This is a genomic window from Streptomyces sp. DT190, from assembly GCF_049846985.1.
In the GTDB taxonomy this organism is placed as follows: domain Bacteria; phylum Actinomycetota; class Actinomycetes; order Streptomycetales; family Streptomycetaceae; genus Streptomyces.
Genome location: NZ_JBNCNM010000014.1, coordinates 162,564 through 175,961, shown reverse-complemented (window position 1 = coordinate 175,961; position 13,398 = coordinate 162,564). Strand labels below are relative to the sequence as shown.

Annotated in this window: 11 protein-coding genes; 8 read left to right on the top strand and 3 right to left on the bottom strand. The window is 74.1% G+C overall.

All coding sequences use genetic code 11. The features are described from left to right. Window positions 1-102 precede the first annotated feature (102 nt). The 6 genes from ureA to cimA all read left to right on the top strand — a co-directional run bounded on the left by ureA (window position 103) and on the right by cimA (window position 7,784). Window positions 103-807 (top strand): urease subunit gamma, encoded by a 705-nt coding sequence (ureA, locus tag ACPXCS_RS24275; RefSeq protein WP_425947681.1) that lies wholly within the window; start codon window positions 103-105, stop codon window positions 805-807. Continuing rightward, window positions 804-2,516, top strand: coding sequence for an urease subunit alpha (locus tag ACPXCS_RS24270; RefSeq protein ID WP_425947683.1), 1,713 nt, complete (start codon window positions 804-806; stop codon window positions 2,514-2,516). Before ureA ends, ACPXCS_RS24270 begins: the two co-directional genes overlap by 4 nt. A gap of 8 nt (window positions 2,517-2,524) precedes the next feature. Further along, window positions 2,525-3,571, top strand: coding sequence for an agmatine deiminase family protein (locus tag ACPXCS_RS24265; RefSeq protein WP_425947684.1), 1,047 nt, complete (start codon window positions 2,525-2,527; stop codon window positions 3,569-3,571). A gap of 389 nt (window positions 3,572-3,960) precedes the next feature. Further along, a complete protein-coding gene (locus ACPXCS_RS24260; protein WP_425947914.1) occupies window positions 3,961-4,506 on the top strand; it encodes a TetR/AcrR family transcriptional regulator in 546 nt (181 codons plus the stop codon). Window positions 4,507-4,632: 126 nt separating this feature from the next. Beyond that, window positions 4,633-5,877, top strand: coding sequence for a hypothetical protein (locus ACPXCS_RS24255; RefSeq protein ID WP_425947686.1), 1,245 nt, complete (start codon window positions 4,633-4,635; stop codon window positions 5,875-5,877). A 302-nt stretch (window positions 5,878-6,179) separates the two neighbouring features. Further along, window positions 6,180-7,784 (top strand): citramalate synthase, encoded by a 1,605-nt coding sequence (gene cimA, locus ACPXCS_RS24250; RefSeq protein WP_425947687.1) that lies wholly within the window; start codon window positions 6,180-6,182, stop codon window positions 7,782-7,784. A 60-nt stretch (window positions 7,785-7,844) separates the two neighbouring features. On the opposite strand, the gene ACPXCS_RS24245 is transcribed toward cimA, so the two are convergent. Beyond that, window positions 7,845-8,531 carry an SLATT domain-containing protein gene (locus ACPXCS_RS24245; protein WP_425947689.1) on the bottom strand — a complete coding sequence of 229 codons (687 nt, stop codon included), beginning with the start codon at window positions 8,529-8,531 and terminating at the stop codon, window positions 7,845-7,847. 156 nt (window positions 8,532-8,687) lie between these two features. Between ACPXCS_RS24245 and ACPXCS_RS24240 the strand changes: the two genes are divergently transcribed. Beyond that, window positions 8,688-10,040, top strand: a complete 1,353-nt coding sequence (locus tag ACPXCS_RS24240) for a hypothetical protein (RefSeq protein ID WP_425947690.1) — start codon at window positions 8,688-8,690, stop codon at window positions 10,038-10,040. A gap of 392 nt (window positions 10,041-10,432) precedes the next feature. Here ACPXCS_RS24240 and ACPXCS_RS24235 read toward each other — a convergent pair whose 3' ends face one another. Both ACPXCS_RS24235 and ACPXCS_RS24230 read right to left on the bottom strand, forming a co-directional pair. Beyond that, window positions 10,433-11,593 (bottom strand): Cmx/CmrA family chloramphenicol efflux MFS transporter, encoded by a 1,161-nt coding sequence (locus ACPXCS_RS24235; protein ID WP_425947692.1) that lies wholly within the window; start codon window positions 11,591-11,593, stop codon window positions 10,433-10,435. Between the two features lie 167 nt (window positions 11,594-11,760). Continuing rightward, window positions 11,761-12,699 carry a DMT family transporter gene (locus tag ACPXCS_RS24230; RefSeq protein WP_425947693.1) on the bottom strand — a complete coding sequence of 313 codons (939 nt, stop codon included), beginning with the start codon at window positions 12,697-12,699 and terminating at the stop codon, window positions 11,761-11,763. Between the two features lie 74 nt (window positions 12,700-12,773). Here ACPXCS_RS24230 and ACPXCS_RS24225 point away from each other — a divergent pair, with 74 nt between their 5' ends. Beyond that, entirely contained in the window at window positions 12,774-13,367 is a 594-nt protein-coding gene (locus ACPXCS_RS24225) for a TetR/AcrR family transcriptional regulator (protein ID WP_425947695.1), read from the top strand. The last annotated feature ends 31 nt before the right edge of the window (window positions 13,368-13,398 follow it).

The following is a 13,398-nucleotide window of genomic DNA, read 5'->3' as shown; positions in this document are numbered from 1 at the left end:
GGTTAGAGCGACGTTCAATGTGATGTGCGCGATGCTCCGCCGTCAACCTTTCGGTGTCAGGAAATTCATGTTTAGAGTGATGCTCTAAATGGAGGGAGTGACATGCGGCTGACCCCGACCGAACGCGACCGGTTGCTGCTCTTCGGCGCCGCCGAGCTCGCCCGCGCCCGCCGCGCCAGGGGCCTGCGGCTGAACGTCCCCGAGGCGACCGCGCTCATCGCCGACACGGTGTGCGAGGCCGCCCGGGACGGCAGGCGGCTGGCCGAGGCGGTCGAGGCCGCCCGGTCCGTCCTCGGCCCCGGCGACGTGCTGCCCGGCGTCGCCGACGTCGTCACCGAGGTCCACGTCGAGGCGGTCTTCGACGACGGCTCCCGGCTCGCGGTCGTCACCGACCCCATCGGACCCGGCTCGGGACCGGACGCGCCGGGCGCCCTGCTGCCCGGTCCGGAGCACGCCGAGCCGGAGCCGGCCCTGCGGCTGACGGTGGTCAACACCGCCGCGGTGCCCGTCTCCGTCACCTCGCACTTCCACTTCTTCGAGGCCAACCCGCGGCTCGACTTCGCCCGCGCCCAGGCCTACGGCATGCGGCTCGCCGTGCCCGCCGGGTCCTCCGTGCGGTTCGGGCCGGGCGAGAGCGCCGAGGTCGGGCTGGTGCCGATCGGGGGCGACCGGATCGCGATCGGGTTCGCCGGGCTGGTCGACGGGCCGCTGGACGCCCCCGGCGCCCGCGAGGAGGCACTGCGCCGCGCCGCCGCCTGCGGCTACCTCGGCGTACCGCGCACACCCGAGCAGGAGGACCGGCGATGAGCCGCCCAGGAGGCCACCCCGCCGAGGCCCGTCGCCTCACGCCGTACGAGTACGCCGCCACCCACGGCCCCCGCGCCGGCGACCGCATCCGCCTCGGCGACTCCGGGCTGACCGTCCGCGTCGAGTCGGACTCCCAGCGCCCCGGTGACGAGTTCCTCGCCGGCTTCGGCAAGACCGCCCGCGACGGACTGCACCTCAAGGCCGCCGCCGTCCGGGACACCTGTGACGTCGTGATCAGCAACGTCGTGGTGATCGACGCCGTGCAGGGCATCCGCAAGGTCTCCCTCGGCATCCGGGAGGGCCGCATCCACGCCATCGGGCGGGCCGGGAACCCCGACACCCTCGACGGGGTCGACGTCGTCGTCGGCACGGGCACCTCGATCGTCTCGGGCGAGGGGCTCATCGCCACCGCCGGGGCCGTCGACACCCATGTCCACCTGCTGTCGCCGCGCGTCATGGAGGCCTCGCTCGCCTCCGGCGTGACCACGATCATCGGGCAGGAGTTCGGCCCCGTGTGGGGCGTCGGCGTCAACTCGCCCTGGGCGCTGCGGCACGCGTTCGGCGCCTTCGACGCCTGGCCGGTCAACATCGGCTTCCTCGGCCGGGGTTCCTCCTCGCACGAGGCACCCCTGGTGGAGGCCCTCGCCGAGGGCGGCGCCAGCGGCTTCAAGGTCCACGAGGACATGGGCGCCCACACCCGGGCCCTGGACACCGCCCTGCGGGTCGCCGAGGAGCACGACGTCCAAGTCGCCCTGCACAGCGACGGCCTGAACGAGTGCCTCTCCGTGGAGGACACCCTGCGCGTGCTGGAGGGCCGGACCATCCACGCCTTCCACATCGAGGGCTGCGGCGGCGGGCACGTCCCCAACGTCCTGAAGATGGCCGGCGTGCCGAACGTCATCGGCTCCTCCACCAACCCGACCCTGCCCTTCGGCCGCGACGCCGTCGCCGAGCACTACGGCATGATCGTCTCGGTCCACGACCTCAAGACGGACCTGCCCGGCGACGCCGCCATGGCCCGCGACCGCATCCGCGCCGGGACCATGGGCGCCGAGGACGTCCTGCACGACCTGGGTGCCATCGGCATCACCTCCTCGGACGCGCAGGGCATGGGGCGGGCGGGCGAGACGGTCCGCCGCACCTTCGCCATGGCCGGGAAGATGAAGGCCGAACTCGGCGCCCCCGGCGAGGGGCACGACAACGACCGCGTCCTGTGCTACATGGCCAAGCTGACCATCAACCCGGCCATCGCCCACGGCCTGGCCCACGAGGTCGGGTCGCTGGAGGTGGGCAAACTCGCCGACATCGTGCTGTGGCGGCCGGAGTACTTCGGGGCCAAGCCGCAGCTGGTGCTCAAGGCCGGCTTCCCGGCGTACGGCGTGACCGGTGACCCGAACGCGGCGACCGACACCTGCGAACCCCTCGTGCTCGGGCCGCAGTTCGGCGCGCACGGGGCGACCCCGGCCGAGATCTCGGTGGCCTTCGTCGCGCGGGCCGCCCTCGACCGGGGGCACGACCTGCTGCCCACCCGCCGCCGCCGGGTCGCGGTGCGCGGCACGCGCGGCATCGGCCCGGCCGACCTGCGCCGCAACTCCCGTACCGGGGCCGTGGACGTCGACCAGCGCACGGGTCTGGTCACGCTCGACGGCGAGCCGCTGCGCTCCGCACCGGCCGACTCCGTCTCCCTCAACCGTCTCTACTTCCTCTGAGGTCAACGATGCCCGCAGCCGCCGACGGCTTCCGCATGCCCGCCGAATGGGTGCCGCACGAGCGCACCTGGATGGCCTGGCCGTCCCACAACCCCACCTTCGACGCCCCCGGCGAACTCGCCGCCGCCCGCGCCGCCTGGGCGTCGGTGGCCCGCGCGGTGCGCCGCTTCGAACCGGTGACGGTGGTGTGCGGGCCCGGGCAGGCCGCCGAGGCCGCCGCGCTGCTCGGGCCGGACGTCGACACCGTCGAACGGGACCTCGACGACGCCTGGATGCGCGACGTCGGCCCCACCTTCCTCATCGGCGGACAGGGCGAACTGGCCGCCGTCGACTGGACGTTCAACGGCTGGGGCGCCCAAGAGTGGGCCCGCTGGGAGCACGACGCGAAGATCGGCGCGCACGTGGCGGACCTCGCCGGGGCCCGGACGTACGCCTCGCGGCTGGTCAACGAGGGCGGCGCGATCCACGTGGACGGGGAGGGCACGGTCCTGCTGACCGAGACGGTCCAGCTCGGACCCGAGCGCAACCCCGGGTGGAGCCGCGAGGAGGTCGAGGCCGAGATCCACGCGCAGCTCGGCACGCGCAAGGCGATCTGGCTGCCGCGCGGCCTGACCGGTGACTATCCTCCGCACGGCTTCGGCACCCTCGGGCACGTCGACATCGTCGCGGCGTTCGCCCGCCCGGGCGTCGTCGTGGCGCACTCCCAGCCGGACCCCGCCCACCCCGACCACGAGGTGACCCGGGAGGTCATCGGCCTGCTGAAGGCGCAGACGGACGCGCGCGGCCGGCGCCTGGAGGTCGTGGAGGTCCCCGCCCCCACCGTGCTGGAGGCCGACGGCCACTGGGCCGACTACTCGTACATCAACCACTACCTCTGCAACGGCGGCGTGGTGCTGTGCGCCTTCGACGACCCGCGCGACGAGATCGCCGCCGGGATCTTCCGCCGCCTCTTCCCCGAGCGGACCGTGACCCTGGTCGACGCCCGGACGATCTTCGCCGGCGGCGGAGGCATCCACTGCATCACGCAGCAGCAGCCGAGGACGGCCGTCAGGTAGAACGTACGGGTGAACGAAACGCCGCACCGCGCGTCCCGCGGCCGCCACCGCACCGAGTCGCCCGGGCTCCCGCCGGGGCCCGGCCCCGACCAGCGTGACCACCCGGCCCCTCCCCGGCCCGCCCCCCGAGCCGGGCAGCACACGGCGCACCCGCCGGAGCCCAGCCCGGTCGCAGTCCCCTCGACGCCCTGTAGGCCGGGCGTTACGGGTCGTGCGTCGGGCTTCGCGTCCCCACCCCCGGGCTCCGCGGACCGACGGCCGCACGCGGCCGCCCCCGATTCGGCCGCGGCGGTCCCCGGCACGGGCGTGAGGGCGAGTCGGTGAGTTCAGCCGCCGCGCCCCGTCGCCGTACCCCCGCCCCGCCCCGCGAGGACGTGCTCGCCGCCGCCATGGCGATGATCGCCGAGCGCGGTCTGGAGAAGCTCACCATGGCCGCGCTCGGACGCGAGGTCGGGATGAGCAGCGGGCACCTGCTCTACTACTTCGGCTCCAAGGACGAACTGCTGCTGCGCACCCTGGAGTGGAGCGAGGGCCGGCTCGGGGCCGAGCGGGCCCGCCTGCTGGCCCGGGCCGCCTCCGCCCGCGAGCGGCTCGACGCCTACGTCGGCCTGTACGTCCCCGACGGCCACCGCGACCCGCACTGGACCCTGTGGCTGGAGGTCTGGAACCGCTCGCAGGGCGCCGACGAGGACGCCCGCGACCGGCAGGCGGCCATCGAGGGCGCCTGGCACCGCGACCTGGTCGCCCTGCTCGCCGAGGGCATCTCGCGCGGCGAGTTCCGCCGCGTCGACCCGGACCGCTTCGCCGCCCGGCTGCGCGCCCTGCTGGACGGCCTCTCCATCCACGTGGCGATCGGCCTGCGCGGCACAGACCGGACCCAAGTCCTCGGCCATGTGCGCGAGTTCCTCAGCGACGGGCTCCTCGCGGACGCCTGAACGCCCGCCCGGGTTGTACTCAATACGACGGATTGACCCGGTGACGGCCGGTGCGGTTGGCTCAGGGGATGCCCTCGGCGCGGGGCCGGGGGAGAAGCGTCCACGGGGACACAGGGGGAACAGCACATGAGAAGCACCAGGAGGGTCACGTCCGGCGTGCTCGGCGTGGCCCTGGCCGTCGCGCTCGGCGCCGCCGCCGCACCGCCCGCGACCGCCGCGCCCACGGCGCCGCGTACCGAGAAGGCGAGCGTCGCCCCGGACGGCACCGAGGGCAACGGCCCCTCCGGCGGCCCGAGTCTGAGCGCCGACGGCCGCCGTCTGGCCTTCGTCTCCAGCGCCGACAACCTCGTCGCCGGCGACACCGACGGCACCGCCGACGCCTTCGTGCGCGACCTGAGGACCGGCACGACCAGGATGGCCGGCGCCTCCGTGCCCGGCTCCGTCGACGACGTCGCCCTCAGCGGCAACGGCCGACACCTGGCCTTCAGCGCCACCGACCCCGGCGACGGACGGAGCCACGTCTGGGTCGAGGACCTCGGCACCGGCGCCCTGCAGCGCATCGAGGACACCGTCGCCCCGGGCTACGACACCGGCCGGCAGCCCGCCCTGAGCGCCGACGGCCGGTACGTCGCCTTCGTCGCCCAGCAGTCCGGACTCCCGGAGGGCGAGGACCGCTGGGCCCGCGTCTACCGCGTCGACCGCAGCAGCGGCGCGACCGTCCGCATCAGCCAGCTCCCCGCCGCGGGGGACCGCAGGACCGCCGCGGCGGACCCGACGCTCAGCGCCGACGGCAAGCGCGTCGCCTACCGGCTCTTCGTCCCGCACCCCGCCTCCGGCGACTGGAGCGACGCCTGGGTCCGGGACGTGCCGAGCGGCGAGCTGATCCAGGCCGACCGGGCCCCCGACGGCCGGACCTCCGACGGGCAGTCGGAGTCCCCGCAGATCAGCGCCGACGGGCGGTACGCCGTCTTCAGCTCCCTCGACGCGCAGCTCACGCCCGGCGACACCAACCGAGGGCACAACGTCTTCGTCCGCGACCTGAAGACGGGCGAGCTGCGCCGGATCGACGCCGCCGACCCGGCCGCCTTCACCGCCTTCGGGCAGCTCAGTGCCGACAACCGCCACCTGGTCTTCGTCTCGGCCGACCCGGGCGACACCGACCACGTCCACCGCGCGTACGTCCGCGACCTGCGCACCGGGCGCACGGTCCTGGCCAGCCCGGACACCCGGGGCGGCGGCAACGACCAGAGCGTGTCCACCCCGGTCCTCGACCGGCACGGCCGCACGGTCGCCTTCGCGAGCCCCTCGCCCGACCTCGTGCCCGGCGACACGTACGACACCTCGCACGTCTACGTCCGCCACCTGAAGTGACCGACCGCATCCTGAGACAACCGTGAGCGAGGTACGGGGGTTGTGCCAGACTGCCCCCGTGCTCTCGTTCGCCATGATTATTGGCAGCAGGCGCGCCGGTCCGCAGTGACCGCCACGTACGACCAGGTACGGGCGGACACCGTCGTCCTCGACCCGCGCGCAGACCTCTCGCACCCGCGAGAGGTTTTTCGCATTTCTGGCCCACCCACAGCCGGAAGGCGAGAGCGCGAGGGAGTATGTGAGGGCGGTGGAGCCGGTCACTCCGGTACGACCGAGATCCCATCCTCAGGAGCCTTGACACCATGACCGCTACCAGCGAGCTCGACGATTCGTTCCACGTCTTCGACACCACCCTGCGCGACGGCGCCCAGCGGGAGGGCATCAACCTCACCGTCGCGGACAAGCTCGCCATCGCGCGGCACCTGGACGACTTCGGCGTGGGCTTCATCGAGGGCGGCTGGCCCGGCGCGAACCCCCGGGACACCGAGTTCTTCGCCCGCGCGCAGCAGGAGATCCGCTTCCGCCACGCCCAGCTGGTCGCGTTCGGCTCCACCCGCCGCGCCGGCACCACGGCCGCCGAGGACCCCCAGGTCAGGGCGCTGCTGGAGTCCGGCGCCCCGGTGGTCACGCTGGTCGCCAAGTCGCACGACCGCCATGTCGAACTCGCGCTGCGCACGACCCTCGACGAGAACCTGGAGATGGTCCGGGACACGGTCTCCTTCCTCAAGGAGCAGGGCCGCCGCGTCTTCGTCGACTGCGAGCACTTCTTCGACGGCTACCGCGCCAACCCGGAGTACGCCAAGTCGGTGGTCCGCACGGCCTCCCGGGCCGGCGCGGACGTCGTCGTCCTGTGCGACACCAACGGCGGCATGCTCCCGGCGCAGATCCAGGCGGTCGTCGCCACGGTCCTGGCGGACACCGGCGCCCGGCTCGGCATCCACGCCCAGGACGACACCGGCTGCGCGGTGGCCAACACCCTCGCGGCCGTCGACGCGGGCGCGACCCACGTGCAGTGCACGGCCAACGGCTACGGCGAGCGCGTCGGCAACGCCAACCTCTTCCCGGTCGTGGCGGCCCTGGAGCTGAAGTACGGCAAGAAGGTCCTGCCCGACGGGCACCTGCGCGAGATGACCCGCATCTCGCACGCCATCGCCGAGGTCGTCAACCTCACGCCCTCCACGCACCAGCCCTACGTCGGCGTGTCCGCCTTCGCCCACAAGGCCGGACTGCACGCCTCGGCCATCAAGGTCGACCCGGACCTGTACCAGCACATCGACCCCGAGCAGGTCGGCAACACCATGCGGATGCTGGTCTCCGACATGGCCGGGCGCGCCTCCATCGAGCTCAAGGGCAAGGAACTCGGCATCGACCTCGGCGACGACCGCGAGCTGGTCGGCCGGGTCGTCGAGCGGGTCAAGGAGCGCGAACTGCGGGGCTACACCTACGAGGCCGCCGACGCGAGCTTCGAGATCCTGCTGCGCACCGAGGTGCAGGGCAGTCCGCTGCGCTACTTCGAGGTCGAGTCCTGGCGGGCCATCGTCGAGGACCGGCCGGACGGGTCCCACGCCAACGAGGCGACGGTCAAGCTGTGGGCGAAGGGCGAGCGCATCGTCGCCACGGCCGAGGGCAACGGCCCGGTCAACGCGCTGGACCGGGCCCTGCGCGTCGGGCTGGAGAAGATCTACCCGCAGCTGGCCAAGCTGGAGCTGGTGGACTACAAGGTCCGCATCCTCGAAGGCAAGCACGGCACCAACTCGACGACCCGGGTGCTGATCGCCACGTCCGACGGCTCGGGCGAGTGGTCGACGGTGGGTGTCGCCGACAACGTCATCGCGGCGAGCTGGCAGGCCCTGGAGGACGCGTACACCTACGGCCTGCTGCGGGCCGGAGTGGAACCGGTGCGGTAGCGGGGAGTCGTCCCGCGGGCCCGGGCGCCGCAGCCGGCACCGGGCCCGGCCGGGCGGGCGTCACATCGCCGTGTCGCGGGAGCGGGGCCCGGGCAGGTCGCCGCCGCGGTCACGGCCGGGCGTGCGGTCGAGGCGGAAGAGGCCCGCGGCGTGCGGGCGCTGGCCGGCGGCCTGGGCCGTGGAGCGGGTCAGTTCCTCGACGCCGTCGGCCAGGTAGCCGACCCACGCCGTGCCCTCGTCCTCGATGATCCGCTGGGCGTCCGTCCGCAGCCGCTCGATCACCTGCAGCAGGGCCGCCTGCTCCTTGTCGCTGGGGGAGTCGGTGGTCCGCAGGAACGCCTGCGCCCAGTCGGACTGCGCCCTCTTCAGGATCTGCTGCAGCGCCAGTTCCGTGCGGATGTAGCGCGTCCAGGACGCGGAGAAGCCGAAGATCCGGTCGAACAGGACACAGCCCGCCCCGCCGGCCAGGAACACGAAGCCCCACTCGGGCTGCACGGCCGTGGGCGCGGCGGCGTGCACCAGCGGCGTGATCGTGCCGACGATGCCCAGGAGCGCGGCCAGCGCCCGCAGCGACCGGGACCACATCGCCGGCCCCCGGCGCCGGGCCAGGTACCAGCCGATCGCCGACCTCACCTCGGCCTCGGCGTGCCGGAACAGCTCCCACAGCAGGTCGGACCGTGTCCGTGACCGGTCCAGCTCGGCGAGTTCGGACACCGTCATGTCCGCCGCTCCGCGTCTTCCGAACATGCCCCTCTTCCCGCCCCTTCTGCTGCGACCGCTCGGCCGGACCGGCCGGACCGGCCCACGGCAGTGGGCCAGGAGGCATCGTAGGCGCAGCCGCGCTCCGAAATCCCTGCCCTCACAGATATCCGTTTCTGTACCGATTCAGGTAGCTTCGAACATATGAAGGCCGCACTGGTGCGCACTGTCGTACGCCTGCTGATCGTGCCGGTCGCCGCCGTCCTGGCGGTGCTCCTGGCCGGTGCGCCCGGTGCGCACGCGGCCACGGACCTGACGACGGTCGCCCGTGAACTGCGCGAGAGCCCCGTCTACGTCGATCCGGCCGCCCGCGGCCAGCTCGCGGAGTCGGACGCGGAGGCGCTCGCCGACAAGATCAGGGACGCCGACAAGCCCGTCTTCGTGGCGGTCCTGCCGGACGGCTATCCCACACAGGACCTCTTCCGCAACCTCCGCACCGAGACCGGCGTGACCGGCCTGTACGGCATCCGTCTCGGCGACGAGTTCGACGCCCGCGCGGACAGCGCGGTGATGAGCCCCCAGGCGGTGTCCAACCTGGTCACGGCCGTGCGCGGCTCGGGGGACGCCAAGGCCCAGCTGAACGACTTCGTCGACGACGCCCTGCGCAACGTGGGCGGCTCGGCGCCGAGCAGCTGGAGCGACGGCTCGGGCACCGACGTACCGGTCGGCGGGCTGATCACGGTCGGCGCCCTGGTCGCGGCCGGAGGCGCGGGCGCCTACGCGATGGTCCGGCGCAACCGGCGCCGCCACGAGGAGGAGCAGCGGGCCGCGCTGGAGAAGCTGCGGGTGGTCGTCGACGAGGACATCACCGCGTTCGGCGAGGAACTCGACCGCCTCGACTTCCACCCCGGCGAGCCCGGCGCCGACGACGCGATGCGCGACGACTACGCACACGCGCTGGACGCCTACGAGCGGGCGAAGTCCCTGATGGCCGCCGCGACGCGGCCGGAGGACGTCAAGGCCGTCACCGAGGCCGTCGAGGACGGCCGGTTCTCCCTGGCGCGACTCGTCGCGCGCCGCGCGGGCGAGCCGCTGCCCGAGCGCCGGCCGCCCTGCTTCTTCGACCCGCGGCACGGCCCGTCGGTCGCCGACGCGAACTGGACGCCGCCGGGGGGTGCCGTGCGCCAGGTCCCGGTCTGCGCGGCCGACCGCACCCGGCTCGCCGAAGGCCGTGACCCGGTGATCCGCGAGGTCGACACCGACTACGGCCGCCGCCCGTACTGGGAGGCCGGCCCGGCCTACGGCCCCTGGGCCGGCGGCTACTTCGGCGGTGGCCTGCTGCCCGGCCTCCTCGTCGGCACCATGCTCGGCAGCATGATGGCCGGCCCCGCCTACGGGGCCGACTACGGCTCCGGCTACGGCGACTTCGGCGGCTACGAGGGCGGCGACGTCTCGGGCGCGGACTTCAACGCCGGCGACTTCGGCGGCGACTTCGGCGGTGGCGGGGGTGGGGACTTCGGCGGCGGCGGGGGAGGCGACTTCGGCGGCGGCTTCTGAGCGCGGGGTCGCTGTCCGCCCGGGCCTGACGTGGCCCACCCCGGATCCCGCTGTCCGTCCGGGCCTGACTCGCCCCACGCCGGTCCCGCCGTCGGTCCGGGCTTGATTCGCCCCACGCCGGTCCCGCCGTTCGTCCGAGCCTGATACGGCCGCGCCGGGTCCCGCCGTCTGTCCGGGCCTGACATGGCCCGCCCTGGGTCCCGCCGTTGTCCGGGCCTGACATGGCCCGCCCCGGCTCCCGCCGTCTGTCCGAGCCCGGCATGGCCTGCCCTGGGTCCCGTCGTCCGCCCGGGCCCGGCACGGTCCACCAGCCGTTCAGCGCGACAACAGCAGTCCCCTCCGGCCCCGGGGGAGAGCACCGCCCCGCCCCGGCCGCCCCCCGCGCCCAGGGCTCAGCGGCGCGGTACGGCTCGCCCTCGCCGGCGCCACGCCACCCCCGCCACGCCACCCGCAACCGCGACCAGCCCCGCGCTGACCCATACCGGCGATCGGTAGCCGAACCCGGCGTCGATGGCCGCTCCGCCCGCCCACGGGCCCAGCACCGCACCGACGTTGAACGCGGCCGTGGCGAAACCCCCGGCCAGCGTGGGGGCCTCCGGGGCCGCGTAGAGGGCCCGGGAGATCAGCGTCGAGCCGACGCCGAAGGACAGCGCCCCCTGGACGAGGACGAGCGCGAGCGCCGGTGCCGGGTGCCCGGCCCCGAGGGCCAGGAGGCACCAGCCCGCGCACACCGCCACACCTCCGCCGGCGAGCACCGGCACGGGACGCCGGTCTGCGAACCGCCCCGCGAGGGTCACCCCCAGGAACGACCCGGCCCCGAACAGCGCGAGCACCCCGGGCACCCAGCCGCTGCCCAGCCCCGTCTCCTCGGTGACCAGCGGCGCGAGATAGGTGAAGGTGCAGAAGGTCGCGCCGTTCACCAGGGCGCCCAGCAGCAGCGTCAGCACGAGCCGCGGGCTGCGCAGCGACCGCAGTTCACCCCGCAGCGCGGGCGGCGGGCCCCCGGCCGTACCGCCCGGCACGGACCGCGCCACCGCCACCAGAGCCGGCAGCGACAGCAGCGCCACGGCCCAGAACGCCGCCCGCCATCCCCACACCTCGCCCAGCACGGCCCCGGCGGGCACCCCGGCCACGCAGGCCAGCGTCACCCCGCCCAGCAGCATGGACGTCGCCCGGCCCTTGGCGTCCGGCGGGACCATGCCCACGGCGGCCACGAGAGCGACGGCGAGGAACCCGGCGCCGGCGAGCGCGCCCACCACCCGGGTGACGAGCAGGACCTCGAAACTGCCGGTGAGCGCACCGGCGACGTGGACGGCCAGGAAGACGACGAGGAACGCCAGCAGCGCACCCCGGCGCGGCCAGCGCCGCGCGAGCCCCGCCATCAGCGGCGCCCCGACGACCATCCCCGCGGCGAACGCGGAGGCAGTCGCCCCCGCCGCGGGAACGGACACCCCCAGATCCCGCGCGATGTCCGGCACCAGCCCGGACAGCATGAACTCGGACGTGCCTTGCGCGAACACGGCAAGGCCCAGCATGACAAGAGCGAACGGCATGAAAGAACTCCGCACCCGGAAGTCGACGACGGACGAGACACGTCGGACGGCGCACCGGCAGCGGAGCGAGCGGGCAGCCTCAGCGGCCCGGCATCGGCGTCACGAGCAGCCACCGGAGTGCCGGTGGCCGCAGTCTGGACGCCTCGGGGCTGGACATGCCCCGCAGGCTAGGCGCGCCCGGGGGAGCGGGTCCACCGGTTTTCCGACGGCCCGCCCCGGGCCGCGGTCACGGCCGGGTCCGCGCGCCCGCCGCCGCGGTGGACGACGACGACGGCCACGAGGCAGACGGCCAGCCCCAGGGCGGTCTGGACGCCGAACGGCTCCCCGAACATCAGCGCGCCCCAGACGGCCGTCACCGGCGCCATGAGGAACATCAGCGTGTTGACCTTGGTGACGCCGGAGCGCTTCAGGATGAGCCAGTACAGCCCGTAGCCGCCGAACGTGGCCAGCCCCACCAGCCAGGCCACCGCGACCCAGAACTCCGTGTCGGCCGGCGGCACCGCGGCCCCGGCGCCCAGCGCCAGCACGCTGAAGAGGAGGGCGCTGGTGGCGCAGTGGACGGTCAGCGACACCGAGGGCGCGACCCGCGAGCGGGAGCGGCTCTCCAGGAACGTGGCCGCGACCAGCGACAGCATGCCGAGCAGCGGCACGGCGTACGCCCACCAGGCCACGCCGGTGCCGGCCGCCGCGTCGGCCAGGGTGACCACGGCGACGCCGCTCAGCCCCAAACCCAGGCCGAGCCACTGCCGGCCCGAGACGTACTGCCCGAGCAGCGGTCCCGCGAGGGCCCCGGCGACCAGGGGCTGCACCCCGTCGATCAGGGCCGTGGTGCCGCTGGAGACACCGAGCTGGATGGCGTAGTAGACGCTGAGCAGATAGCCGCTCTGCGACAGCACGCCGACCACGGCCTGCCGGGTGACGTCCCGGGCGGTGAGTCCCCGCCAGGCCGGCCGCATCGCGAAGGCGACGGCGAGGAGGACGACGGCCAGCGGCAGGAACCGCCACATCAGGATCGTGAGCGCGGACGCGCTGCCCGCGCCGAGCTTGGCGCCGATGAAGCCGGAGCTCCAGCACAGGACGAAGGCGAGGGACAGGAAGATGTTCACGCCGTCACCACCAGTAGACAGATCGGTATACCTCTTTCTTCCGGCCACTATACAGATCGGTATACTCTGGTGCCATGAGCACCACCGCGCCGACCCCGCCGGCACCGCGCCGCATCACCATGACGCCCGCCGCCCGCCGCGCCCTGGACGCCGCCGCCCGGCTGTTCTACGAGCGCGGCATCCACGCGGTCGGCGTGGACCTCATCGCAGCCGAGGCGGGGGTGACGAAGAAGACCCTCTACGACCGGTTCGGCTCCAAGGAGCAGATCGTCGTGGAGTACCTCGCGGACCGGGACGAGCGCTGGCGGGAGTTCCTCGCCGGGCACCTGGACGCGGCGGGACCCGATCCGCGCGCTCGGGTCCTGGCCGTCTTCGACGCCACGGGCGCCTGGGCCGCGGACCGCAGCCCCAAGGGGTGCAGCATGGTCAACGCCCACGCGGAGATCAGCGACCCCGCCCACCCGGCCCACCCGGTCATCACCGGGCAGAAGCAGTGGATGCTCGACCTGTTCACCCGGCTCGTCACGGACATCGCCCCGGACCGGGCCGGCGAACTGGCCCGGACGCTGATGCTGCTGCACGAGGGCGCCCTGGTCGCGCACGGCCTCGGCATCTTCCCGGACGCCGCCGCCTCGGCCCGCGAACAGGCCCGCGCCCTGCTCGCATAGCGGACGGCAGCTGTCCTACCGCCTGCCTACG